Source organism: Hymenobacter crusticola (genome assembly GCF_002154225.1).
In the GTDB taxonomy this organism is placed as follows: domain Bacteria; phylum Bacteroidota; class Bacteroidia; order Cytophagales; family Hymenobacteraceae; genus Hymenobacter; species Hymenobacter crusticola.
The window spans coordinates 311,177-334,753 of the sequence record NZ_MTSE01000002.1 but is presented as its reverse complement, the minus strand read 5'-3'; the positions used below and the strand labels follow the sequence as shown (position 1 = coordinate 334,753).

At 53.8% G+C, this 23,577-nt stretch carries 22 protein-coding genes; 16 read left to right on the top strand and 6 right to left on the bottom strand.

Going from position 1 to position 23,577, the window contains the following annotated elements; genetic code table 11:
- Window positions 1-120 precede the first annotated feature (120 nt).
- The 3 genes from BXP70_RS04735 to BXP70_RS04725 form a co-directional block, all read right to left on the bottom strand.
- A complete protein-coding gene (locus BXP70_RS04735; RefSeq protein WP_086592873.1) occupies window positions 121-1,257 on the bottom strand; it encodes a DNA polymerase III subunit in 1,137 nt (378 codons plus the stop codon).
- Window positions 1,258-1,333: 76 nt separating this feature from the next.
- The gene (locus tag BXP70_RS04730; protein WP_179197607.1) at window positions 1,334-2,545 is read right to left on the bottom strand and encodes a GlmU family protein; all 1,212 of its coding nucleotides are present in this window, start codon (window positions 2,543-2,545) and stop codon (window positions 1,334-1,336) included.
- A 181-nt stretch (window positions 2,546-2,726) separates the two neighbouring features.
- Complete coding sequence (locus BXP70_RS04725) at window positions 2,727-2,972, bottom strand: type B 50S ribosomal protein L31 (protein ID WP_086592871.1); 246 nt, start codon at window positions 2,970-2,972, stop codon at window positions 2,727-2,729.
- Between the two features lie 272 nt (window positions 2,973-3,244).
- Here BXP70_RS04725 and BXP70_RS04720 point away from each other — a divergent pair, with 272 nt between their 5' ends.
- The 10 genes from BXP70_RS04720 to BXP70_RS04675 all read left to right on the top strand — a co-directional run bounded on the left by BXP70_RS04720 (window position 3,245) and on the right by BXP70_RS04675 (window position 13,455).
- Window positions 3,245-3,826 carry a non-canonical purine NTP diphosphatase gene (locus BXP70_RS04720; protein WP_086592870.1) on the top strand — a complete coding sequence of 194 codons (582 nt, stop codon included), beginning with the start codon at window positions 3,245-3,247 and terminating at the stop codon, window positions 3,824-3,826.
- Between the two features lie 116 nt (window positions 3,827-3,942).
- Window positions 3,943-4,581 carry a uridine kinase family protein gene (locus BXP70_RS04715; RefSeq protein WP_086592869.1) on the top strand — a complete coding sequence of 213 codons (639 nt, stop codon included), beginning with the start codon at window positions 3,943-3,945 and terminating at the stop codon, window positions 4,579-4,581.
- A 215-nt stretch (window positions 4,582-4,796) separates the two neighbouring features.
- Window positions 4,797-5,138: a hypothetical protein gene (locus BXP70_RS04710; RefSeq protein ID WP_143436367.1), complete on the top strand. Its 342-nt coding sequence runs from the start codon at window positions 4,797-4,799 to the stop codon at window positions 5,136-5,138.
- A 163-nt stretch (window positions 5,139-5,301) separates the two neighbouring features.
- On the top strand, window positions 5,302-8,310 hold the full coding sequence (gene secDF / locus BXP70_RS04705) for a protein translocase subunit SecDF (RefSeq protein ID WP_086592867.1): 3,009 nt from the start codon (window positions 5,302-5,304) through the stop codon (window positions 8,308-8,310).
- 181 nt (window positions 8,311-8,491) lie between these two features.
- A complete protein-coding gene (locus tag BXP70_RS04700; protein WP_245849505.1) occupies window positions 8,492-9,091 on the top strand; it encodes an RNA polymerase sigma factor in 600 nt (199 codons plus the stop codon).
- Window positions 9,066-10,514 carry a hypothetical protein gene (locus tag BXP70_RS04695; protein ID WP_143436366.1) on the top strand — a complete coding sequence of 483 codons (1,449 nt, stop codon included), beginning with the start codon at window positions 9,066-9,068 and terminating at the stop codon, window positions 10,512-10,514. Before BXP70_RS04700 ends, BXP70_RS04695 begins: the two co-directional genes overlap by 26 nt.
- Window positions 10,515-10,670: 156 nt before the next feature.
- Entirely contained in the window at window positions 10,671-11,540 is an 870-nt protein-coding gene (locus tag BXP70_RS04690) for a hypothetical protein (protein WP_086592865.1), read from the top strand.
- Window positions 11,541-11,581: 41 nt separating this feature from the next.
- Entirely contained in the window at window positions 11,582-11,962 is a 381-nt protein-coding gene (locus BXP70_RS04685; protein ID WP_086592864.1) for a c-type cytochrome, read from the top strand.
- Window positions 11,963-11,975: 13 nt separating this feature from the next.
- Window positions 11,976-12,539 (top strand): YceI family protein, encoded by a 564-nt coding sequence (locus BXP70_RS04680; RefSeq protein WP_245849504.1) that lies wholly within the window; start codon window positions 11,976-11,978, stop codon window positions 12,537-12,539.
- Between the two features lie 10 nt (window positions 12,540-12,549).
- Entirely contained in the window at window positions 12,550-13,455 is a 906-nt protein-coding gene (locus BXP70_RS04675; protein WP_218779741.1) for a DUF5777 family beta-barrel protein, read from the top strand.
- A 149-nt stretch (window positions 13,456-13,604) separates the two neighbouring features.
- On the opposite strand, the gene BXP70_RS04670 is transcribed toward BXP70_RS04675, so the two are convergent.
- Window positions 13,605-14,231 carry a NifU family protein gene (locus tag BXP70_RS04670; RefSeq protein ID WP_086592863.1) on the bottom strand — a complete coding sequence of 209 codons (627 nt, stop codon included), beginning with the start codon at window positions 14,229-14,231 and terminating at the stop codon, window positions 13,605-13,607.
- A 471-nt stretch (window positions 14,232-14,702) separates the two neighbouring features.
- Between BXP70_RS04670 and BXP70_RS04665 the strand changes: the two genes are divergently transcribed.
- On the top strand, window positions 14,703-16,052 hold the full coding sequence (locus BXP70_RS04665; protein ID WP_179197590.1) for an HTTM domain-containing protein: 1,350 nt from the start codon (window positions 14,703-14,705) through the stop codon (window positions 16,050-16,052).
- A gap of 61 nt (window positions 16,053-16,113) precedes the next feature.
- Here the strand turns inward: BXP70_RS04665 and aroC are convergent, their stop codons facing one another.
- A complete protein-coding gene (aroC, locus tag BXP70_RS04660) occupies window positions 16,114-17,193 on the bottom strand; it encodes a chorismate synthase (RefSeq protein ID WP_086592861.1) in 1,080 nt (359 codons plus the stop codon).
- A gap of 243 nt (window positions 17,194-17,436) precedes the next feature.
- On the bottom strand, window positions 17,437-18,858 hold the full coding sequence (locus BXP70_RS04655; RefSeq protein ID WP_179197589.1) for a BatD family protein: 1,422 nt from the start codon (window positions 18,856-18,858) through the stop codon (window positions 17,437-17,439).
- 348 nt (window positions 18,859-19,206) lie between these two features.
- On the opposite strand from BXP70_RS04655, the gene BXP70_RS04650 reads away from it, so the two are divergent.
- From BXP70_RS04650 to BXP70_RS30510, 5 genes are all read left to right on the top strand, one after another.
- Window positions 19,207-19,941: a ferritin-like domain-containing protein gene (locus BXP70_RS04650; protein WP_086592859.1), complete on the top strand. Its 735-nt coding sequence runs from the start codon at window positions 19,207-19,209 to the stop codon at window positions 19,939-19,941.
- A gap of 44 nt (window positions 19,942-19,985) precedes the next feature.
- Window positions 19,986-21,008 carry a ferritin-like domain-containing protein gene (locus tag BXP70_RS04645; RefSeq protein ID WP_086592858.1) on the top strand — a complete coding sequence of 341 codons (1,023 nt, stop codon included), beginning with the start codon at window positions 19,986-19,988 and terminating at the stop codon, window positions 21,006-21,008.
- A 425-nt stretch (window positions 21,009-21,433) separates the two neighbouring features.
- On the top strand, window positions 21,434-22,165 hold the full coding sequence (locus tag BXP70_RS04640; RefSeq protein ID WP_086592857.1) for a ferritin-like domain-containing protein: 732 nt from the start codon (window positions 21,434-21,436) through the stop codon (window positions 22,163-22,165).
- A 37-nt stretch (window positions 22,166-22,202) separates the two neighbouring features.
- Window positions 22,203-23,159, top strand: a complete 957-nt coding sequence (locus BXP70_RS04635) for a ferritin-like domain-containing protein (RefSeq protein WP_086592856.1) — start codon at window positions 22,203-22,205, stop codon at window positions 23,157-23,159.
- A 179-nt stretch (window positions 23,160-23,338) separates the two neighbouring features.
- A complete protein-coding gene (locus tag BXP70_RS30510; protein WP_086592855.1) occupies window positions 23,339-23,527 on the top strand; it encodes a hypothetical protein in 189 nt (62 codons plus the stop codon).
- Window positions 23,528-23,577: the final 50 nt, after the last annotated feature.

Genomic DNA, 23,577 nt, shown 5'->3' with positions numbered 1-23,577 from the left:
CGAAAGCTTCGTTTCTTGTGCCTGCACAAAGCTAGGATTGTCTGCCGGATCGTGCCAGCTATAGCTCATTTAGCAGTAGCTATAGCAAATTAGCAGATCGTATTTTCTGCTTTTAAACGCTCAGGAAGCCATTTTCAGGTAGTTGGCCACGCGCAAAGAGGTATCCACGAACGTCATGCGCGGATTGGCATTGCGTTCGATGTGATAGTGGGCATCGTTGATTTCGCGGGTGAGTGGATCGGCGTTACGGAGCGTCACGAACCGGCTGAAGCCATTAATAAATTGCTGCTCTGCTGCGGGCAGATGCGGTACAAATTGCGGGTCGATGCCGAAGAGCAGCACCTTACGCAGTAAGCCTAGGGCGTATTGCAGAAACTCCTTCTGGTTTTCGCGGCCCATCTTCTGAAACTCGTCGCTTTGGGCCAGGAGTTTGTCTACTTTGTAGCCGTAGCAATGCCGCATCCACTCCGCAAAAAAAGTGAAGTAGTCGTTGTCGGAAGCGGCTTCGCGGGCGGCCAGGGCAGCACCTAGGTTGCCGTCGGCGACTTGTGCAAGCTGACGCGCTTTCACTTCCGGCACTTGGTAATGATCGCGCAGATATTCCGTTATCTCGTTTTCCGCGAAAGCACGCACCACAACCGGCTGCACGCGGCTCACGATGGTAGGCAGCAACTGCTCGGGTGCGTAGCTTACGAGTAGGAAAACGGTGGCGGCAGGTGGTTCTTCCAGCAGTTTGAGCACCGCATTGGCGGCTGCCGGGTGCATCAGCTCGGGCAGCCAAATGATGACAATCTTGAATTGTCCCTCGAATGCTTTCAGCGATACTAACCGCAACAGCTGCAAGCTCTCTTCTTTTGAGATACTACCTTGCTTGTTGTCGGCGCCGATGTGTTGCATCCAATCGTTCAACCCTTGATAAGGATTCTCGAGCACGAAACTGCGCCATTCCGCCGCAAACTTGCTGCTGACCGCATCCTTCGACACCTGCTTGGTGGTGGTGACGGGCAAAATAAAGTTCAGATCAGGATGGATCAGCTTATCAATTTTCTGGCAGCTAGCACACTGCCCGCACGAATCTTCTGCTTCTAGCCCACGCGCTTCGCAGTTCAAAAAAGCTGCATACGCTAGGGCCAAGGCCAAAGCAGCCGAGCCTTCTGCCCCACGGAAGAGTTGCGCGTGCGCCACGTGCTGCCGCTGCACCGATTGTGCTAAGAGTTTTTTGACGCTGCCTTGACCCGGTATTTCAGAAAAACGCATTGCTCTTCAATGAGCAATGAGCCATGCACAAGGAGCAAGTTTTTAGTACTACTTGCTCCTTGTGCATGGCTCATTGTTAACTATTAATTGATTTCTCCCACACCCGCTCTTCCTTCGTTTCCTCGAAGATATGCGTCATAATAGCCTGCTCTGTGGCATCGTAAGCTAGGCGCCGGCGCGACATAACACGCTCCACCATCTCCCCTACTTTCGGCAGCTTGAAGGTTTCGAAACCGGCCGCACCGCCCCAGCTGAACGATGGAATGAATGTGCGCGGAAAGCCCGCCCCGAAGATATTTGCGGCCACGCCTACCACCGTACCGGTGTTGAACATCGTGTTGATGCCGCATTTGCTGTGGTCGCCCATCATGAGACCGCAGAACTGTAACCCCGTATTCACGAACCGTTTCGCTGTGTGACTCCAGATCTTGACCGGCGCATAGTTGTTCTTCAGGTTCGATGAGTTTGTATCGGCACCTAGGTTGCACCACTCGCCAATGACGGAATTACCGAGGTACCCCTCGTGGCCTTTGTTGGAGAAGCCAAAGAAAATGGTGTTGGCGACTTCCCCACCAATTTTACAGTGGGGCCCTACAGTATTGTCGCCGCGCATCTTTGCACCCGCGTTGATATGTGCGCCTTCGCCGAGCGCCATCGGTCCGCGCAAGATAGCCCCTTCGTGCACCTCGCTATTTTTGCCTAAGTAGATGGGACCGTTCTCGGCGTTCAGGATAGCTGCTCGAATTCGGACACCTTCCTCAATAAAAATATTTTCTGACCCGTACACGATAGTATGCACGTCATTCACCGGCTGCGACTCCCGGCCATGCGTAATCAGCTCAAAGTCTCGGCGGATTTCGGCGCCGTTGTGCAGAAATAACTGCCATACCTGGCGAATGGCCAACACTGGCTCGGCTACTTGCTTTGTAACGGCAAAGCCATTTTGGATGAGTTCGGCTACCGCAGTGGCGTCAGGCAGGTGAGCGGCCACTAGCAGCTCAGCATCCATCAGGGCTTCGCCGGGTTGCAATGCTTGCACTTGCCGCGTTAGCAAATCGTCGGGGCAAATGGCACCATTGATCACCAAGGCAGGACCATCAATTGGGCCTGTTGGGAATTTGGGTTGCAGGTACCCCTCTGTAAGGTAACCAACGGTGGTTCCTAGGCGCTGCTGCCACTTTTCAGCAATGGTCAGGATGCCGCAACGAAGCGCCGCCACGGGGCGGGTAAAGGTAAAAGGCAGCAAATGCGGCCGAATAGCAGGATCATCAAACAATAAAACGTGCATCATACAAGGGATTCAAGTTGCAAGCTACAAGGCTTGCCGTAGAATATACCGGAAAGATTAAGAGAGCTAGGCCGATTAGCCTAGGCCAAAAGTAGAAAACAAAAAAACTCCCACCGGCTATACCAATGGGAGTTTTAAGAAGCAGCTGGCAGCTTGTGGCTACTAGCTTATAACATTACAATTACTTCTTCTTGTAACGGTTCATGAACTTCTCTACGCGGCCAGCCGTGTCGATGAACACGTTTTTACCGGTGTAGAAAGGGTGCGACGCGCTGCTAACTTCAAGCTTGATAACAGGATACGTCTTGCCGTCCTCCATCGTGATGGTCTCGTTAGAGGACATCGTCGAGCGGGTTACGAATTTGAAATCGCTCGAAGTGTCCTGAAACACGACTTCGCGATACTGGGGATGGATGTCTTTTTTCATGGTCTGATGCCGTTTTTACCTTCGGTGCCTGCCGATTTTGCGGAAGGGACTGCAAAAGTACATGTTAGCCTCGAAAATTAAAAATAAGCGCATCTTCTTTTCTACCTAGCTTCCACTAGGCAGGGCGCCCTAGGGTTGAATCGGTCGGCTAGTACCTTTGTGCCACCTAGCCTGCCGACGCCTGTTTGGCTCAGCTAGCACGAGCCGTTGAGCTAGTATCTCAGCTTTGATTTCTGCCACAACTCATTAGCCATCCTTTACTCACCTTTACTATGCGCCTTTGTTTCGCCACGAATAACGAGCACAAGCTAGCTGAAGTGCGCCCGCTGCTGCCAGCGTCCATCGAGCTCCTGAGCTTACAGGAAATCGGCTGCCACGAAGAACTGCCCGAGACCCAGGAAACGCTTGCTGGCAACGCCCGGCAAAAAGCCGAGTACGTGTGGGAACACTACGGCATTCCGTGCTTTGCTGATGATACGGGGCTAGAGGTAGCCGCGCTTAATGGCGCGCCCGGCGTCTACTCGGCCCGGTACGCTGGTCCGCAGCGTAGTGCCGCTGATAACGTGGAGAAGCTGCTGCGCGAGTTGCAAGGTGCCACTGACCGTAGTGCACAGTTTCGCACCGTCGTTGCGCTGTTCTTGCCCAGTGGCGAGTACCACGAGTTTGCGGGCGCCGTAGACGGCAGCATTACGGAAGAAGTACATGGCCACGAAGGCTTTGGCTATGATCCGGTTTTCCGCCCTTCAGGCCACACCCAAACGTTTGCCGAAATGAGCCTGGCGCAGAAAAATACCATGAGCCACCGGTCGCGCGCCGTGGAACAACTCGTTGCTTTTTTGCAAAAGCTAGGGTAATAGGTACTACTTTCCAACGGCAGGAAAAGGCGAGGATAATTTCTTCGCCCCTTAACAGGCCTAATTTGCTAAATTTGCACGGTTGGCCCCGCCGGTACGGGCTGCATTCTTACTCCATGCAACATCCTTTCATCGTCGGTATCACGGGCGGCAGCGCCTCCGGCAAGACGACGTTCTTGCGACGGCTGCTCGCTTCTTTTCCTCCGGAAGACATCTGTCTGATTTCCCAGGATAACTATTATCATCCTCGTGAGACCCAACAAGTCGACTCGAATGGGGTAACGAACTTTGACCTACCCTCTTCTATCGACTCGGCTAGCTACGCGGCCGACGTGCAGCGCATCAGTCAGGGTTTGGAGGTACGACGCCAGGAGTACACCTATAATAACCCCAACATCCAGCCGCAGGACCTTGTGTTTCTACCAGCGCCCATTGTGGTGGTGGAGGGCATTTTCGTTTTCTACTTCGAAGAGGTAGCCAAGCTCCTCGACTTGAAAGTATATATCGACGCCCGCGAGCATGTGAAGCTGCAACGACGCATTGTGCGCGACCGGGATGAGCGCGGCTACGATCTGGAGGACGTGCTGTATCGCTACACCAACCACGTAGCCCCCACGTACGAGAAGTACATCAAGCCGTTCAAGCACGATGCCGACATCATTATCCCGAATAATCACCACTTCGACCGGGGCCTAGAGGTGTTGGTTTCCTTCTTGCGAAGCAAAGTAACGGCTAGCAAGCAGGCTGCAGAGTAGGCTACCGGCCGCCACTAGATACCTAGGGTAGGGCTTGGACCTCGTTTTGAAAGGGCCATTCATTTAGAGTGGCCCTTTTGCATTTGCTTAGGGCCTACTCCTATTAATATGTAGAGTTGGGCAACTAGAGCAGGGGCAATTTGTTTTCTGGCCCGACGTAATTGGTTATCTTTGTAGCCCTTGCTTTTCTAATGCGGCTATTTATCCCTCCCGTTTTGCCTCGTTTGCGTTTTGCGTTGCTCACAGCCACGTTGCTGTTTGTGCTCTCGCTAAACCACCAAGCGGTTGCCACGTTGCGGGTACCGGTTGGGAAGACAGCGCGCGTAGGCGCCACCGCCAAGGCCACGGTTGTCAAGCAGAAAGTAACCTTTGAAGCCACGGCCTCTCTAGGCCCGTGGCTCGTGCCAGCCGCCGATGCGTGGCTGCCCGCAGCTGAGCCGCTGCTAGGTTTGCGGCTGATGAGCCAGTACACGGCGCCGCGCCCTAGGCCCTGCGCCGTCCCGGATTTATTCCGCGTCCGTTTGCTCTTGGCGGCCTTATCGCCGCACGCCCCGTAGCTGATTTGCACATTTTTTGTGGGCTAGTGAGCTATTTTTCCTGGAATAGCTGTTCACGGATTTCCTGATTTGTAGCAGGTTCTGAGATCTTTAAAGCTAGCCTATACGAAGTAAACACACCGGCAAATCACCCGATCAGCACATCAAAAAACTTATCAATTAAATGCGTAATAAAGGACTCATTATTGCCCTCACCCTCATTGTGTCGGTGTTGTGCATCTATTTCCTCACCTTCACCTTCGTGTCGCGGGGGGTGCAGCAGAAGGCCGTGGTATACGGTACCCGCAACGGCAAGCTCGACGAGCGGCTGCGCCAACATTATTTGGATTCGGTATGGCGGGCACCCGTGTTTGGGTCTTATACCTACCGCGACGTGCGTCAGAGTGAGCTAGGCCTAGGGCTAGACCTAAAAGGTGGCATGCACGTAACGCTGGAAGTTTCGCCGGTGGAAATCGTACGTGCTATGTCGGGCAACTCGAAAGATCCGGCATTCAATACCGCGTTGACTCGGGCTCAAGAGTCACAAAAAACAAATCCTTCGACGCCTTTCACGGCACTGTTCGCGCAAGCTTACCGCTCGACTTCGCCCGATGGCAAGCTAGCTCGCATCTTCGCAAACACGACTAACAAGAGCCGTGGCATCGACATCAACTCGTCGAACGATAAAGTAATCGGCGCCATTGATAAGGAAGTAGAAGAAGCTATCGACCGCTCTTTCAACATCCTCCGCACGCGCGTTGACAAGTTCGGCGTAAACCAGCCCAACATTCAGCGCGTGAAAGGCACCGGTCGTATCCAGATCGAATTGCCCGGTGTTGATAACCCCGACCGTGTACGCAAGCTTCTCCAAGGCCAGGCGAAACTAGAGTTCTGGGAAGTATGGCGCCAAGATGAGTTTGGCCCCTTCCTAGCGCAGCTCGATCAGGCCTTGACGGCCAAAGAAGCTTCCGAGAAAACTACCACTACCGGAGCAACCGCTACTACGGCGACCGATACTACTAAAGCTACCACTGCCGCCGCTGCTGGCGACTCTACTTCGCTAGCTAGCCAGCTCGCTAAAAAGAAGAGCGTTACAGACACAGCCAATAAAGCTACTGCCGCTGCTGCAAAGCAAGGTAGCCCGTTGGCTCGTTTGTTCACCATGCCTGGCACCCTAGGTGCCAACGTGCGCGACACGGCTCGCGTGAATGCTTTGATGGCTAGCCAAGAAGCACGCGCAGTACTGCCCCCCAACCTAACGTTCCTGTGGGACGTGAAGCCAAAGGCAATCGATGGCCAAGAATATCTAGAGCTTTATGCTATTCGCAAGAGCCGCGAAGGTGTAGCTCCCATGGGTGGCGAAGTTGTCAGCGATGCTCGTCAGGACTACGACCAAGGTGGTCGCCCTGAGGTATCGATGCAGATGAACCCCACAGGTGGCCGCAAGTGGCAGAAACTCACGGGCGCTAACATTGGCCGTCAGGTAGCCATCGTGCTCGACGACAACGTGTATTCGGCGCCAGTAGTGCAGTCGGAAATTGCTGGCGGCAACTCTAGCATTTCGGGTAACTTCTCCATTGAAGAAGCGCAAGACCTAGCCAACGTCCTGAAGGCAGGCAAGCTACCCGCTCCTACGCGCATCGTGGAAGAAGCGGTAGTAGGTCCATCGCTCGGTCAGGAAGCCATCAACCAAGGCTTATATTCGTCATTGGCTGGCCTGGTTATCATCATGATCTTCATGGCGTTGTACTACGGCAAAGCTGGTCTGGTAGCTGACGTGGCGCTGCTCTTCAACATGTTCTTGATTTTGGGCGTACTCGCTCAGTTTGGTACGGCCCTCACGCTGCCCGGTATTGCTGGCATGGTACTCACCATCGGTATGTCAGTGGATGCCAACGTGTTGATCTTCGAGCGTATTCGGGAAGAACTAAACCACGGGTTGAGCGTGCATGATGCTATCAACAAAGGTTATGCTCGTGCTTTCACGGCTATCTTCGACTCCAACGTGACAACGATGCTCATCGCTGTTATCCTAGGTTTCTTCGGCACGGGTCCGGTACAAAGCTTTGCCATTACCCTCGGCATCGGTGTGCTGACCTCCTTCCTATCGGCCGTGTACGTGTCGCGTCTCATCATTGAGTGGCTCACGAAAGGCAAGGAAACAACGAGCATCTCATTCAGCACGCCACTTTCGCGCGGCTTGTTCCAGAACCTGAACTTCGATATCGTAGGCAAGCGTAAGATTGCTTACATCTTCTCAGCGGTTGTTATTGTACTAGGCTTCGTGCTGATGGCCGTGCAAGGTGGACCGAACCTAGGTGTAGACTTCCGCGGTGGTCGTAGTTACGTAGTCGACTTCAACAAAGCAGAAGTAGCCTCTGATGTACGCGAAGCCTTGGCCGACGACTTTAAAGGTGCTGGTACGGAAGTAAAGACTTTCGGTGCCGACAATCGTCTGCGTATCACTACTGGCTATCTAGCCGAGGATGAGAGCGTAGCCGGTGACAAGCAGGTTGAACAAGCCTTGCTAACGGGCCTGAAACAGTATGGTGCCGACAACCCGCAGATTCGTAGTACTTCGAAAGTAGGCGCTACCATTGCCGACGACATCAAGAAGACGTCGGTGTTGAGCCTAGGTCTCACCCTGCTCGGCATCTTCGTGTACGTGTTGTTCCGCTTTGAGAAGTGGCAGTATTCGATGGCGGCCGTTATTGCGCTGTTCCACGATGCATTGCTCGTTATTGCAGCTTTCCCGATTGCGCGTCTGTTCGGTTTGAACTACGAAATGGACCAGGTATTCGTGGCAGCCGTGCTGACCGTTATCGGTCTGTCGATGAACGACACGGTGGTTATTTACGACCGTATCCGGGAGTACCTACGTGAGAACCCCAACCTAACCTTCGCCCAAGTGGTGAACCCAGCGTTGAACAGCACTTTCTCACGCACCATGATTACGTTCACTACGGTATTCTTGGTCGTGCTCGTGCTTTACATCTTCGGGGGTGAGACGTTGCGTTCGTTCTCGTTCTCGATGATCATCGGTATCATCTTCGGTACGTACTCGTCGCTGTTTATCGCTACACCGATCATCCTCGACACCTACGGTCGCAAGGAGGCTCGCGAGCGGGGCACTACGGCTAGCACTACTATCTCCGACGCCGAAGCTCCTAAGCTGTCGACAGCTGTGAAATAGGTCTCCTATTTTCTTTATTACAAAAAAAGCTAGGTCAGATGACCTAGCTTTTTTTATTTATACGCCTTGTGCTTCTGCACTTTAAGAACGACTACCTTACTACGCAACAACTTTTTTCTTCGACCTAGGCAACCAATTTTGCCTAGCCTCCGAGTTGGCAGATGTAACCCCTCCGAAGCCCGTGTCTCACCTCGACCACACTCGCGAAAGATGCATTGCCTTGCTGGCGGGGTGCCGCCGTGCGCAGCGCGAAAGCCAGCGTCAATTGTATTCGCTCTACTACGGGTATGCGCTAAGTATCTGCTTGCGCTACGTACGCGACCGAGAGCAGGCGATGGAAACCGTAAACGATGGTTTCCTGAAAATCTTCCGGGACCTGCATCGTTTCGATGAAAGCCAGCACCAAGATGTGGAAGGCTCTTTCCGCGGCTGGCTCAAGCGGATCATGGTGCACACCGCCATCGACCACTTCCGCACGACGGAAAAGCACGCTTTTCAGCAAGGTTTGGAGGAAGTGGTAGTGAGCCACCCGGATGCGAGTGGCTCGCCGCTGGATAGCTTGTCGTACGAGGAGCTGTTGCAGCTCATCTACTTGCTGCCACCAGCCTATCGAGCCGTGTTCAACCTGTATGCGCTAGATGGTTTCACTCACGAGGAAATTGCCGAGCAGCTTAAAATTTCGGTCGGAACCTCTAAATCAAACTTGTTTAAAGCTCGGGGCCATCTGAAGGACCTACTAAAAAAAACTAAACACCATGCGTACGCCGGAAATGTCGGATGAGGAGCTAGATGCGCTGTTTCGGCGCGGCGCCGAAGCCTACCCGGATGACGTCCATCTGGGCGCCTGGTCACGCATGGAAGACAAGCTGAACGAAGACCTAATGAGCCGGTTGTTGCGCCGGAAAATCGTGCGCTTCTTCGCCATCGAATTGGCACTGGTTGGACTGGCGCTGTTAGTATGGCAAATTAGCTGGCGTCACCGGTCAAGCGATGACGTATCCGTAAAGGAGCAGCCCGCCGTAGTTACGACGCAAACGCAGTCGCACGTAGGCTTATCACCAAACGTGAGCTTGCCCAAAACAAATAACCCTACACCTAGGCCTGAGCCCCGTGCGTCGTCAGTTAGTGAAGCCGCTTCTTCACCGAAGGCTTCAGCAAGTACCGAACAGACAAACAAGCCTACTTCCGTTACGCCAGCCAGAGGAGTAGCGCCATCTACTCCCCTACACGCCCACCAGCAAGAACTCACACCGACAACGCGACCTAGGTTTATGGGAGCGGCAGCGCCCCGTAAGCGCAAGGCGGCGACAGTCAGTAGTACACATTCCGCTGATGCCAAAACCCATTTGGTGCCCACTACGAAGCAAACAAAATCTGTTCCCAGCTTGGCCGGCCAAGAGCAAGCTAGCATAAGCACTGAGCGACCAAGCTCGCAATCTTTGGCAACTGCCGCAACATTAGTTGATACTACTTCTGCCGCTAGTCTGCCGGCCATTGCACCGGTTGCGTTGGCACCGGATACGACAAGCCAGAAGCTAGCCCTGCCAGAGCCAGCGGTTGACTCTACGATCATTAAAAAGCAAGAAAAGCCTACGTATCGGTTGCTTGTCGGAGCCTTGGGCGCGCCTTCCTTAAGTGCCGTGCGCACCATCCAAACAGCGCGTATGGGCGGCGACCTAGGCTTGAGTTTGGAGTATCGCCTGACCAACAGACTGCGCGTACGAGCTAGCCTCATCAGGAGCGTGAAGCGTTATAAAGCAGCCAGCGAATACTACACAGCTCCACCCGCATGGGGTTGGCGCGCCGGCGACTACGAAGTAAATGGCAACTGCCGCATCACGGAAATACCCGTTGACTTTCGCTACGACCTACTCAGCCGCCCCACGCACCTGGTCTTTTTCAGCGCGGGCATGAACTCGCTTCTCATGCGCAACGAGCGCTACAGCTACGATTACTACGTAAACGGCACTCCCCGCACCGCTGCAGTACGCGTAGAAAACGGCGCCAACTTCGTGCTCAGCGTGGTCAACTTATCCGTGGGCGTTGAACGGCAACTAAATACTCATTTGTCGTTTCAAGCAGAACCTTTCGTGCAATTACCCTTGGGCAATGTAGGCGCCGGCCAAGTAAGGCTGAGCAGCGCGGGCCTCTTATTTTCGCTTAAATACGGCTTCTTGCCATCTCGCCGGGCTATTGCCCCTTAGCCTACCCTAGGCACTTTCCTCCTTGCTTTTGCTGGTCTCGCTCGCGACGAGGCCTTTGTTTCCGGTTGCCTTTTTCGCACCCGCTGGGCCCTGCGTGTGCCTTAAGCTAGGCTATCCTTGCTTTTCTACCTCCCTCACTATCAAACCAGCACAACCATGTTTCAGCCTTACCATGCCCGCGTCGCTTGGCGCTTTTCATTTCTGCTGAGCGCCTTATTACTCCTGATGGTCGCCTGTAATAACGATGATGACGACCAGGTTCCGGAACAAGTGTTTTCCGTGAAGCTTACGTCCAATACCACCTTCGGCAATATCCTGACGGATGGCGCGGGCAATACGCTTTATTACTTCACCCGCGACGTGGCGGGCACCAGCGCTTGCAGCGGTAACTGCGCCGCCGTGTGGCCGATCTTCTACACCACTCCGGCCGATATGAAGCTAGGTACTGGGTTAAAAGCCGATGACTTTGCAACCATCACCCGCGCCGATGGCAGCCTCCAAACTACGTACCGGGGTTGGCCACTCTATTATTACGCGCCGGCAAACAGCGCCGGGCAGAACGTGCGGGAGAAACCAGGTGAAACCCTCGGTGACCAAGTAGCCAACAAAACCTGGTTTGTCGTGAAGCCTGACTACACGGTGATGCTTGCCACGACGTCGGTACTCGACAAAAGCACGAACCAAACTTCCACGCAAAACTTCTTGGTTGATCCGCAGGCGCGCACACTCTACATCTTCGACCGCGACAATCGCCTGCCCACCACCTTACCCACTAACTGCACAGGGGGTTGCATCAACGCATGGCCTGTGTTCTACACCGATAAGCTCGTGCTACCTTCCTCGCTTAAAGCATCCGATTTCGGCGCCATCACCCGCACCGATGGACCCAACGGTACGACGCGCCAACACACTACTTATAAAGGTATTCCGCTTTACTACTACACGCCCGATGGTACCACGCGTGGCAAGGTGGAAGGACATGGCGTGAAAACCGGCCAAGATCCTTGGTACGTCGCCAACCCATAAAGAAGTCTCTGTACTCTGAGTCATCTAAAAGTTTGAACGCTATGCGCCCTCTACTTTCTACTCTGTGGCTGCTGAGCCTAGCTTGGCTGAGCAGCTGCACCTACGACAACGCGGAAGACCTTGCGGCGGAGGAACCCACGCCGACACCCACCTGCGACGTGCGCAGCGTGACGTACACGGCTTCCATCTCCCCTATTCTGGCGCAAAGCTGCCGGGGCTGCCACAACGCGGGGGCACCTGCCGGCGGCATCAACCTAGTGGATTATGCCCAAGTGAAACGCTACGCAGATAACGGCCGCCTGCTCGGTTCGATTTCGCACGCCGCCGGCTACCGAGCAATGCCCCTGAATGGCGCGAAACTGAGTGACTGCGACATTGCCCGTTTCCAAGCTTGGATTACTGCCGGAGCTCCCAACAACTAACCTAGCCTACCAGATGATGAAGTATTTGCTAGTTGCCTTGTCGTTGCTGGGGTGTAACCTCGCCAGCGCCCAAACCAAGTATTCCACCCGAGCGGGCAGCATCAGCTTCTTTTCCAGCACGCCCATGGAGGACATCGATGCGCGCAGCAGCCAAGTAGGAGCTGTGCTCGACATGAGCAGTGGCCAGATGGCCTTCACGGTACCCATGAAGAGCTTCCAATTTAAGCGCAGCTTGATGCAGGAGCACTTCAACGAGAACTACGTGGAATCGGAGAAGTTTCCGCGGGCAACGTTTGCGGGCCAAGTGGTTAACTTTCAATCGGCAGCCTTAAGCAAGCCAGGGGCGCAGCAGGTGCAGGTAGAGGGCGACCTCACCATCCACGGCGTGAAGCGCCATATCCGAGTGCCCGGCACGCTAGAGCTGAAAGACAACCAGCTGCTAGCCAAGTCCAAGTTCACCATCGCGCCGGCCGACTACAACATTGAGATTCCAGCCCTCGTGCGGGAGCATATTGCCAAAACGGTGGAAGTGAGCGTGTCTTTATTGTGCAACCCACCCACGGTGGCCCAACCCTAGCTTCTACCTTATGAGACTACCTTTCTCTTTTGGCCGCGGCAGTTGGTTGGCGGCAGCTCTGCTTTCGGTATCGGTTAGCGCCCACGCGCAGGATGATTTGCTAAAAACGCTGGAAACGCAAGTCACCGACAGTGCCCGCGCCGAATACGTGCAGGCCACCTTCAAGGGAACCCGCATCATCAACGGCCAGTCGGTGGAAACGCCGGGCGCGGGCACCATGGTGTTTCTGATTTCGCACCGCTTCGGCATGCTCAACAGCGGCGCATACAACTTCTTCGGCCTCGACCAAGCCACCATCCGGCTAGGTCTGGAGTACGGTATCAATGACCGCCTCACGGTGGGCGTAGGCCGGAGCTCGCTGGAAAAAACGTATGATGGTTTTCTGAAATACCGTGCTTTGCGCCAAAGCACTGGTGCGCGGGCCATGCCGGTGTCGGTTACGCTCTTTGCGAGCTCGGCGCTTACCAGCCTCAAGTTTCCGGACCAGGAGCGCCCCGACGGCTCGCGGCTCACGTACACGTACCAAGCGTTGATTGCGCGGAAATTCAGCCCTTCGCTTTCCGTGCAGCTGATGCCCACGCTCGTGCACCGCAACTTTGTGGACACCCGCGCCGAGCAAAATGACGTGTACGCCCTCGGTATTGCTGGTCGGCAGAAGCTCACAAAGCGCGTGGCCCTCACCGCCGAGTATTACTACTTGCTGCCTGGCGCCACCGCCGACCGCTTCCGCAACTCGCTCGCTGTCGGCTTCGACATCGAAACGGGCGGGCACGTGTTTCAGCTGCACTTTACCAACAGTCAAGGCATGATCGAGAAGTTCTTCGTTCCCCAAACAACCGGCCGCTGGCTCGACGGTGACATCTACTTTGGGTTCAACATCTCCCGCGTCTTCACCCTGAAATCGAAGAACGACTAGCACCTAGCTTTTGCCGGTTGCCACAGTCCAAGATCTTCTCCGTTTGTCCATAAAAAAAGCCTGACTGGTTCGGTCAGGCCTTTTTTGGTTTAAGGAGTCGTCACGCTAAGCTTTGCGAAGCATGACGACCTGGGTTTATTAGGTTGTGCTTAGTAAGCTGTTATGCCTTCCGCAACAACTTCTTTTACTTCTGGTACCATGCGCTTCAGTAGGTTTTCGATACCCGACTTCAGCGTAACAGTAGCCGAGGGGCAGCCCGAGCACGAGCCTTGCAGGTTCACCGTTACGATGCCATCCTGGTAGCTGCGGAAGGTGATGTTGCCACCATCTTGCTCCACGGCAGGGCGCACGTAGTTGTCGAGCAGGTCGATAATTTTTTGGCTGGTTTGCTGATCCTGCTCCGAGCTATTGCCGGCCGCAGCTTCTTGAGCAGCCTTTTGCTCAGCAGCGGGGTCTACGGTGAAAATGGGGCCACCAGCCTCCACGTACGACTTCAGGAAGGTGCGCAACTCCGGGATGAGGTGCGTCCACTGCAAGTCAGTGGTTTTGGTGATGGTCACAAAATTGGCCGCAATAAACACCCGACCAACATAGTCGAAGTTGAAAAGCTCCTGGGCTAGGGGCGAATTGGCCGCAGCCTCCAGGTTCGGATAATCCACGCTCACCCCGTCGCTGAGCAACGTGGTATTGAGCACGAACTTCATGGATTCGGGGTTGGGGCTAGCCTCGGCGTAGATAGACACCGGTGTGGCGGGGGAAATAGTATGTTCAGCCATCGTCAAAAAGACTTAAGAGACAAAATGAGGTGCGATACGCCTGGTCTCAGGATGCCGCAATCAATAGCTAAACATCACAGCAGCCAAGAAGTTGCAAAGCTACACAACTCCCCTCTCTTTTGGTGTACTACGTAGGCGTAGGTTGCCATTTCTACTTTTTCACTTCTCAAAGAAAGGACAGGTACTAAATATAATAAATCCCGATTTGTTATTAATATTTCAACAAAACATGTAACATTGTAGTAATGATCTACACACCTATTTATCCCCTTTTTGGCAATTGCTAAAAAGGGGATTTTGCTTTTTAGAGCTACGGCCGTTCGATGAAGGACATCCTACTTCTCGCGCCTACCGTGCGTAGCTCCTACCTAGCGTTGATTTTTCGACAACCAGAAACAGCCGCTTAGCACGAACCACAAGCCTCCTTTTTACGCTAAAAGTACGCTGGTTCTCTTTCCGTTATTGCGCGCCGTGCTACGCCGTCTAACTGCCTTCCTTTTTCGTCCGATTGATATTGCCTGGCTTGTGGTTTTTCGCATCGGGGCCGGCGTATTACTGGCATTGGAACAAGCAGGCAGCCTAGCTTTGGGCTACAGCCGGGAGTACACAGAGCCGCGCTTTCATTTTTCGTACCTGTTCACGCAGTGGCTGCCAGTACCCTCGCCGGCGGGTATGTATGGCTTGCACTTGCTAGCCATTCTGGGAGGCATTGGGGTGGCGGTAGGGTGGCGCTACCGCTTTAGTGCGGCTGTGTTGTGGCTAGCCTATACGTGGCTGTTCTTGGTGGAGCAGACGCGCTACATCAATCACTTTTACCTCTATTGTCTTGTAGCGGGGTGGCTGTTCTTCATTCCTGCGCACCAGGCTGCTTCCGCTGATGTTCGTGCCGGCCGAGTCCGTTACGCCCCTAGTGTCCCGAACTGGACGCGCCTTGTGCTGCTATTTCAGTTGAGCGTCGTATATCTGTACGCGGGCGTGGCCAAGTTGAACACCGATTGGCTCACCAACTCGCCCCTGGCATTATGGCTGCAAGCAAAAAGCACCCGCCCTGTTATTGGCCCGCTCTTAGCGCAGCCTTGGCTGCCGCCCGCCATGAGCTACGCAGGCCTAGCTTTCGACTTGTTGGTGGTACCTGCCTTGCTGTGGCGCCGCTCGCGCCCCTGGGCTTTCGGCGCGGCTACCTTCTTCCACCTCTCCAACGTGGCAATTTTTGGCCTAGGTACCTTTCCTTGGTTTTCTTTGCTCATGACGGCGGCCGTTTTTTTCCCTCCGAGCTGGCCACGGCACCTAGGTATCCGGAGTGTTCGGCAGTGGTTTGAGCAGCGCTTACCTTCAACTTCAGCTCCCGTAACTCTCCCGAGCCAACCAGCCCACACTTGGGGGTTAGCGGCCGTATTAGCTAGTTATGCACTGATCCAACTCTTGGTGCCGCTGCGCCACTTTCTGTATCCTGGCAGCGTGCACTGGACGGAGGAAGGGCACCATTTTGCGTGGCACATGATGTTACGTACCAAAGCAGGTAGTGTGTCGTACCGGGTTCGTTGCCCCGATGGCCATGTGGAGGTGGTGCAGCCAGCCACGTATCTTACGCCGCGCCAATGTCATAAGCTGCTTGCCCAGCCTGATGCGATTCTGCAGTTCGCGCACTTTCTAGCTGCTGAGTACGCGCGGCGCGGCATTACCCCCGTAGCCGTGTACGCCGACTCGTGGGTACAACTGAATCATCGGGCACCCCGCCCCATAGTGCGACCCGACGTTGACCTAGCTATGCAGCCGCGCACGCTAGGTCATTACGCTTGGATTACGGACGAGCATAACTGACCATCCATTTTGGATCTAAGTAGGGCAGCCAGTTGCGGGAGCCAAACCTAGGTATGAACTACTATACCTTATTGGCTCGGGCCCGCAACAGCATATCCGCTAGCACGAGGTTGGTCATGGCATCAACGATGGGCACCGCGCGCGGCAGCACACAAGGGTCATGACGGCCACGTCCGGCGAGGCTGATTTCCTCGCCCTGGTCGTTGATGGTTGCTTGGGCTTGCAGAATGGTAGCTACAGGCTTAAACGCCACCCGGAAGTAAATATCCTGTCCATTGCTGATACCGCCCTGAATACCGCCCGAGTGATTTGTACGGGTACGCACCGCGCCATTTTCGTCGGTATAAAACGCATCGTTGTGCTCCGAGCCAAACAGCAACGTTCCGGCAAAGCCCGAGCCGTACTCAAAGCCTTTCACGGCGTTGATGCTTAACATAGCCTTGCCTAGCTCGGCGTGCAGCTTATCGAACACAGGCTCACCCAACCCAACCGGCACTCCTTGCACGACACCCGTTACGAGGCCGCCCACCGTGTCGTGCCGGTCGCGGGTCTGGCGGATGAGCTCAGCCATTCGCTCGGCCGTTTCGGGGTGTGGGCAGCGGACCAGGTTGCTGTCGATCAGACCTAGGTCGAGTTGCTCATAGCCTACGGGCACGGCAATGGCCCCTACCTGCGACACGTAGCTTTGGGCGCGGACGCCATATTGAGCCAGCAACTTACCGGCTACTACGCCAGCCGCTACCCGCGCTGCCGTTTCGCGGGCCGAGCTGCGGCCGCCGCCCCGGTAGTCGCGCCGACCATACTTAACGTCGTAAGTGTAGTCGGCGTGCGAAGGCCGGTAGGCGTGTTCAATGTGAGAATAATCGTGACTAGCTTGGTCTTTGTTGCGAATCAGCAGGCTAATGGGCGTACCCGTCGTCTCGTCGCGAAACACACCCGAGAGTACTTCCACCTGATCGGCTTCCTTACGCGGCGTCGTGAGGTCCGATTGGCCCGGCCGCCGCCGATCGAGGGCTACCTGAATTTCCTCCGTTGTGATAGGCAACCCCGCAGGGCAACCGTCGATGATAACCCCAATCCCCACCCCATGTGACTCGCCGAAGGTGGTAATGCGCAACAGCGTACCGAAAGAACTAGACATTTTTCAATTATCAGTTAACAGCTTCCAGCTAGCAGGAAGCCATGCAAAAACGCAGCACCGGCAAAGGTACTATCAGTTGCCAGTTAACATCTATCAGTTACCAGCGCTTACTTACCAGTTCCCAGTTCGAGGCTTGATTCAGGACCTAGGGTGAACCTTGTGAGTACTCATCCAGCCCCACTATGAGGTGCCGTGCTCACGCTACAAAATTGATAACTGCTACGTGGTAGCTGTCAACTGCAATTACTTTTTCTTCCCTAGCCACCAACCAAAGCTAGCTACCCCAAGCAGAACGAGCAAAACCAGATTCGCATAGCGGCGCACGTCCCGATACTCATCAAGAGGTTGTAGGGTAGCATCGGCTGAGGCTATTGCTTCAGCATAAAAGGTATCATCTGGATGCAGCCCGAAAGAAGACGCGGTGCGAACGGGCCCTTTTACCTCTGGTTTTAGCTCAGAACGCAGCGTGTCGTAGTGTGCCGTCGTCGGATTGAACACGATTAACTGAAAGAGGCTATCGAGCGGCAGGGTACCGGGGCGCTGGGCTACTAATCGGTACACAAAGCTTTTACGGCCGCCCACCCGGCCGTTTTGCCTAGTAAGCTCCTGCTGTATATCGGGGCCATAGGCTTCTAGATTAGGCCGTGCTATTAGCCCTGGGCCGTTCAGAGCAGCTAGGTTGCCTTCGCCCTCTATCGTAAAGGTATACTTAAATGCCTGACCCGTTCGAAAAAGGGTACGGTCAACGGCCTCGCGCAAGCGGTAGTCGCCCACTGGCACTTGGTCGCGCAACGGGTGAGGCGGCAAGGGCCGTACAGCAATCAGCCGCACGTTCGTATGATACGTTTTGTAGCCTTCCAAGCGGTTATCCAGGCCCTCAGTTGGTTTCTTTGCCAGGCGGTATTTCACCATCTGCAACGACACCTCCGGGAACATCAGCGGCGTAGTGTTGAGTGGGTAAAACACGGCCTCGTAAAGCCGGTAACGCAAGTATGGTTTGCCACCCATAGTCACGTTTTCCGGCAGAATTTCCTGCTCATCGAAGGGTTCTTCCCAGGCCGTGCGCTGGCGTAGCTGGCGCAGAATAGCTGGCAACTGCTCCGGGAAATTATGAAAGTCTAGCAAGCCCTGGTCCGAGGGAGCTAGGTAGAAGTACAAGCCTACGTGCACGCCTTCGCCCACGTACACCGACGTTTTGTCGGGCAGCAAGAGCAGAAAAGCGTTGTCTTTGGGCTCCACGTAGTCTTGGGGCTTCGGCTTACCAAAGAGCTGATCCAGAGAACCCACGCCTTGCAAGGGGTTGCTGCCAACCAAGGGGGCGGGGGCCGGTGCCTGCGGTCCTACCGTTAGCGTGGCCCCAGTTGAGCGCACCGTTTGGCCATTGACGGTGATGCTAAACGGCTTCACCACGTACTCGCCCTCGTCGTAGGCGGCGTAGCGCTGCGTGATGGTCAGCTCCACGGACGTGCGCCCGTTGACGATGCGCGTGGTAGTGGTGCTCAGCTTACCGCTTTTCTTGAAGCCTTCCAAATCCGGAAAAGCAGAATAGCGTTCTAACGGCGCCCCCCGCAACCGAAAACTAATTGTGTAATAATCGCTGAGTGCAAACGAATTAGGGCCTAGTACAATGTCGGCTTCAGCCTTGGAGGTTACGGTCTGCGCCATAACAGTCTCAGCTTGCCCCAGTACCCAGGCTAGGCCAAAAAAAAATAAGAGGCGAGCGAAAAAAGGCATGCGAGAAATTTAGCCAATACCAAAACTAGCGAAAAAGGGCTTGTAGGCTACAGAGCAGCTTGTTACCTAACATTCTGTAGCCCTTGCATGCTGTTCAGATTTGGGGATATAGTACAAAATATCGATCCGTTGCAATCCGGTTACAAGGCACCGTCGTAAGTGCTGTCAAACCCGGAGAGATAATTGCCCCTGCAAGCTAGCAAACGATTGCTGCTTTGTCGGAGCCTCGTTGCCTCTTTATTCCTTTTACCCATCTTCACTAAAACGCAATTATCAAAAATGTCCAAAAATCCTCAAGCTATTAAGGAGGAAGCGGAGTTCACCAAACCGCTTCTCGTGCCGATCAAGCGCCGCTCGTTTTTTATGTATGCGGGTGCTACGGCTGGGGCCACAGCGCTGTTACTATCAGGCTGCGACGATGACGACAACAATAGCAGCGATCCTGCTATGGTGAATGTGGGTAGCGGCGACGTGGGCGTGCTAAACTACGCATACGCTCTAGAGCAACTAGAAGCCGCTTTTTATACGAAGCTACGCGATGGGGCTTACTACAAAGGCCTCACAGCCACTAGCGCTGAAAAGCAGATTTTAGACGACCTGTACTATCACGAGGTTATTCACCGGGAGTTCTTCAAGGCCGCCATTACGGCTGCCCCTGCTACGCCCATTAAGGACCTTACGCCCGACTTTAGCACCATCAACTTCGACAACAAAGCAAGTGTGCTAGGTGCTGCCAAGGCTTTTGAAGACCTCGGAGTAGCTGCCTACAATGGCGCTGGCAAGTACATCACCACGCCTTTGTATTTAGTAATTGCAGGCAAAATTGTGTCGGTAGAAGCGCGGCATGCGGCCCTGATTCGTGATTTGGTAACGGAAGGATCCTTCGTCGACAGCGACGTGGTAACGATTGCCACTTCCAGCATCGAAATATCGAAGGAGCCTTCTGTCGTAGCGATGACAGCTAATACCTACCTCGCGGCGGGCTCCAAGATTGACGTTTCCGGTATCAAATAGGCAGCGCTTCTAGCCTGCCCTCCTCCTCAAATCTCATATTAGACATGAATATCTTCCAAATCCTCTCCGAGCTCGAAAAAGTAGACCCTGAGGTATACGAGCGTTTTGATTCGCGTCGCCGGGTGTTCAAACACATTTCTGGCCTGGGAAAGAACTTAGCTGCTGCTGCTGTACCGTTGGCTTTCACGGCTATTTTCAACAAAGCCTACGGTCAAACCAGCACGAGCGCTCCTAGCGCAACCGATGTGCTGGCTTTTGCTCTGAAGCTAGAGTATCTAGAGTCTTATTTCTATAATGCTGGCCTTGGTGCTCCGGGTGCTACAGCTACTGCGGCACAGACCACGTTCCGTAACCTATTCAGCGCGACCAACCTATCTTCGCTCGACAAGATCCGCCTCGACGAGTCGAACCACGTGAAAGCGCTGGTAGCTGCCCTGCCCGCCAACACCGTTCCGGTGCCTGCTACGAACATATTTGACTTTACGGGTGGTAAGGGCTCAAACGCAGGTCCATTTGCTGGTGTTTTCGTGAACCCTGCTATTTTCCTTGCCGTAGCTCAGTCGTTAGAAGATACCGGAGTGCGCGCGTATAAAGGCGGAGCTCCTTACTTGATGAGCACAACCACCGCTGGCCGCTCGATTTTGGAAACGGCACTGAATATTCACTCAGTAGAAGCGCGCCATGCCTCCCGCTTGCGCACTATGCGCCGGGCTGGCGCCAGCAATAACACAGCCTCTGCTGTGGCACCTACGGCAGGCAACAATGAAAGTGACCGCAGCGCATCACCAAAGAGCTGGGTTTCCTTCAAAGACGGTGGTGGTGCTTCCCCTGCGCAAACTGCGGGCATCTACGGCGCCGGTACATCTCCTTCGTACACGCCCGCAAGCATCACTTTCCCGGCTGAAGATAACGTAACGCAAGGCGGTGTGAACTTACAGTCGGCATTAGCTAGCCTCAACTTCCCAGCGTCTGCTTTCAGCGAAGCTTTCGATGAGCCGTTGCCAGTGCCCACCGTCCTGTCAATTGCCAGCACATTCACAGTAACAGGCAATACCTTCTTCGGATAAGAATTTCCTTTTTGTAATTTCCTGATTGATAAAGGGCGACCCAGTGGGTTGCCCTTTTTTTGTTTGGGCTAGGGCCTTCCAGTTTTATTAGTCACTCCATTAGGCCATGGCATCTCGTTAACATACCCACCCGAAGCTAGCATAACGTACATGATTTTGAGCTTCACAGTCTTTATAAGCCTCTAACCGTTGAGCTACGTTGCTAGCTTTTATCGGCTATATGGCTCAGCAGCCAGTGTTTATGATTTTAGCCTATGCTATTGTAGTATTCCTTTACGCTGCGACCAATCAACATTCTCCTTAGCCCACCGTAAGTAGCTGGAGCACTCCGCTCTATTTCTGCTCGCTCATACCAGCTGATTACTTATTGTTAGCCAGCTATTTACCTTTTGCTCTTCTTCTAGCCACTCAAAAAAACTTTACCGATGTCCCAAAAAACTCACACGCCCGAGGACGAACTGGAAGTCGCAAAGCCGCTTCTGGTACCCATCAAGCGCCGTTCCTTTTTCATGTATGCTGGGGCAACCGCTGGGGCCACGGCGTTGCTGCTCTCTGGCTGCGACGATGATGATAACAACGGTTCCAACTCTAATCTTATCGACGTAGGATCAGGCGACAATGGCGTGCTGAACTACGCCTATGCACTAGAGCAGCTCGAAGCCGCTTTCTACACCCAAGTGCTGGGTGGTGGGTACTACGCTGGTGCCAACGCCGCAGAAAAACAAATCTTTCTGGATATAGCTCTGCACGAAAAAATTCACGCCGATTTCTTCAAAACGGCGCTAGGCAATAATGCCATTCCTGCGCTTACTCCTGATTTTTCGGCTATCAACTTTGCCGATCGCACCAGCGTGCTCAATTACGCAAAGGCGTTTGAAGACCTAGGAGTAGCTGCGTATAATGGTGCAGGCCGATTCATCGAAAACCCAGCTTACTTGACCCTAGCTGGCAAAATTGTGTCAGTCGAGGCTCGTCATGCTGCGCTTGTGCGCGACTTGCTATCCTTTAACTCCTTCATTACGGAAGACATCGTAGACTTCAGCACGACCAGTGCCACTGCACGCCAAGAGAAGTCGAAAACACCTGCGCAGGTTCTAGAGTCTGCCAACCTGTACTTGGCTTCTGGCTCAAAACTGAGCGCTAACAGCTTGAAATAATCCGGTCGTACTCCTCATAATCTCTTCAGCTTTTCCCATGGATTTGTTTAAAATATTCTCCGAGATTGAAAAAGTAGACCCCGAGGTTTACGAACGGTTTGACACGCGTCGTCGGGCTTTCAAGCATATGGCAGGCCTAGGTAAGAAAGTTACTGCTGCTACGCTACCTGGCTTGTTGGGAGCAATGTTCCAGAAGGCCTATGGTCAAACGACCACCCTGCCTGCTGAAATTGTGTCCACGTTGAACTTAGCTCTCCAGCTAGAATACCTAGAGCGTAACTACTATGCCACAGGCTTGAGCACTGCTGGTACCGTCCCATCGGCTGATACCCCTGCTATCACGATCATTCGTGATGATGAAGTAGGCCATATCGCTGCTCTAAAGCTTGTATTGGGCAGCCAAGCATTTAATGGTAATGGCACTGCTTCTACCGACATAGACGCTACCTATTTTGACTATACTGCTGGTGGCAAATTACCTAACCCTTTTGGCACTGGTAACACAGCTAACTTTTACGCTACCGCACAAGGTTTCGTAGATACTGGGGTACGTGCCTATAAAGGCGGTGCAAAGAATCTGATGGGCAATAAGGATATTCTCCAAGCTGCTCTGAATATTCACTCGGTGGAAGCACGTCACTCGTCGCACATTCGCTTACTCCGCCGCGGTGGCGTAGCAGTAGCTGGCGACTTGAGTAACCTAAGTGCTAGACCTAAGAGCTGGATTTCTGGTACCGATGGTGGTGGTCCTGTACCAGCTGTTACTGCGCCAGTATATGGTGCTGGTAGCCCTGCTGCTGATTACCCAGCGGAGGACAACGTTACCCAAGCAACCATCAACGTTCAATCGAACACCACTCCGCCTACCGGACAAACCATCACGGCCGCTGCTGCTTCCGAAGCGTTTGATGAACCCCTGGATGCTGCTACTGTGAAAACCATCGCCCGCAACTTCATCTCGCAGAAAGGCAGAAACTTCGGTTTGTTTGCTTAACGCGTTATTCATGTTCTGCATAAGAAAAAAGGCTGCTCAGTGAGCAGCCTTTTTTCTTGTATGTGCATTCGCACAACTAACGCCTGTTTGTTAGCGACCTGCATCCTTTCTTTAAAGCATTCGTATAAAAGGCGTTCCACCCCCATTTTTCCCACCCACCTTGAAAACAGATTGCTGAGATGTTGGAGTATGCGAAGACCATCCTTGTAAAAGTAAGCTTTGATAAGATACTCTTTGAGAAAGAGTTACGCAAAGCTTTGCGCCAGCTTGTTCCCGACGAACTTTTCCAGTTCAAAGCATGGTGCTACGAACAATTTGCTAAAAGCTACCGACGTATTCTAAACCGAGTGTTTACCCAATTAGCGTAGCTTTTATTTCCAGACCCTTTACGAACAACGGCCGCCACGAATGTGGTGGC

Bases quoted from the DNA above. Each gene is read 5' to 3' on its own strand.
- BXP70_RS04695 (WP_143436366.1), top strand. From the start codon at position 9,066: ATGCGTACGCCGGAAATGTCGGATGAGGAGCTAGATGCGCTGTTTCGG.
- BXP70_RS04645 (WP_086592858.1), top strand. From the start codon at position 19,986: ATGAATATCTTCCAAATCCTCTCCGAGCTCGAAAAAGTAGACCCTGAG.
- BXP70_RS04730 (WP_179197607.1), bottom strand. From the start codon at position 2,545: ATGCACGTTTTATTGTTTGATGATCCTGCTATTCGGCCGCATTTGCTG.
- BXP70_RS04680 (WP_245849504.1), top strand. From the start codon at position 11,976: ATGATGAAGTATTTGCTAGTTGCCTTGTCGTTGCTGGGGTGTAACCTC.
- BXP70_RS04735 (WP_086592873.1), bottom strand. From the start codon at position 1,257: ATGCGTTTTTCTGAAATACCGGGTCAAGGCAGCGTCAAAAAACTCTTA.
- BXP70_RS04640 (WP_086592857.1), top strand. From the start codon at position 21,434: ATGTCCCAAAAAACTCACACGCCCGAGGACGAACTGGAAGTCGCAAAG.
- BXP70_RS04690 (WP_086592865.1), top strand. From the start codon at position 10,671: ATGTTTCAGCCTTACCATGCCCGCGTCGCTTGGCGCTTTTCATTTCTG.
- aroC (WP_086592861.1), bottom strand. From the start codon at position 17,193: ATGTCTAGTTCTTTCGGTACGCTGTTGCGCATTACCACCTTCGGCGAG.
- secDF (WP_086592867.1), top strand. From the start codon at position 5,302: ATGCGTAATAAAGGACTCATTATTGCCCTCACCCTCATTGTGTCGGTG.
- BXP70_RS04720 (WP_086592870.1), top strand. From the start codon at position 3,245: ATGCGCCTTTGTTTCGCCACGAATAACGAGCACAAGCTAGCTGAAGTG.
- BXP70_RS04650 (WP_086592859.1), top strand. From the start codon at position 19,207: ATGTCCAAAAATCCTCAAGCTATTAAGGAGGAAGCGGAGTTCACCAAA.
- BXP70_RS04685 (WP_086592864.1), top strand. From the start codon at position 11,582: ATGCGCCCTCTACTTTCTACTCTGTGGCTGCTGAGCCTAGCTTGGCTG.
- BXP70_RS04725 (WP_086592871.1), bottom strand. From the start codon at position 2,972: ATGAAAAAAGACATCCATCCCCAGTATCGCGAAGTCGTGTTTCAGGAC.
- BXP70_RS04715 (WP_086592869.1), top strand. From the start codon at position 3,943: ATGCAACATCCTTTCATCGTCGGTATCACGGGCGGCAGCGCCTCCGGC.
- BXP70_RS04670 (WP_086592863.1), bottom strand. From the start codon at position 14,231: ATGGCTGAACATACTATTTCCCCCGCCACACCGGTGTCTATCTACGCC.
- BXP70_RS04675 (WP_218779741.1), top strand. From the start codon at position 12,550: ATGAGACTACCTTTCTCTTTTGGCCGCGGCAGTTGGTTGGCGGCAGCT.
- BXP70_RS04655 (WP_179197589.1), bottom strand. From the start codon at position 18,858: ATGGCGCAGACCGTAACCTCCAAGGCTGAAGCCGACATTGTACTAGGC.
- BXP70_RS04635 (WP_086592856.1), top strand. From the start codon at position 22,203: ATGGATTTGTTTAAAATATTCTCCGAGATTGAAAAAGTAGACCCCGAG.
- BXP70_RS30510 (WP_086592855.1), top strand. From the start codon at position 23,339: ATGTTGGAGTATGCGAAGACCATCCTTGTAAAAGTAAGCTTTGATAAG.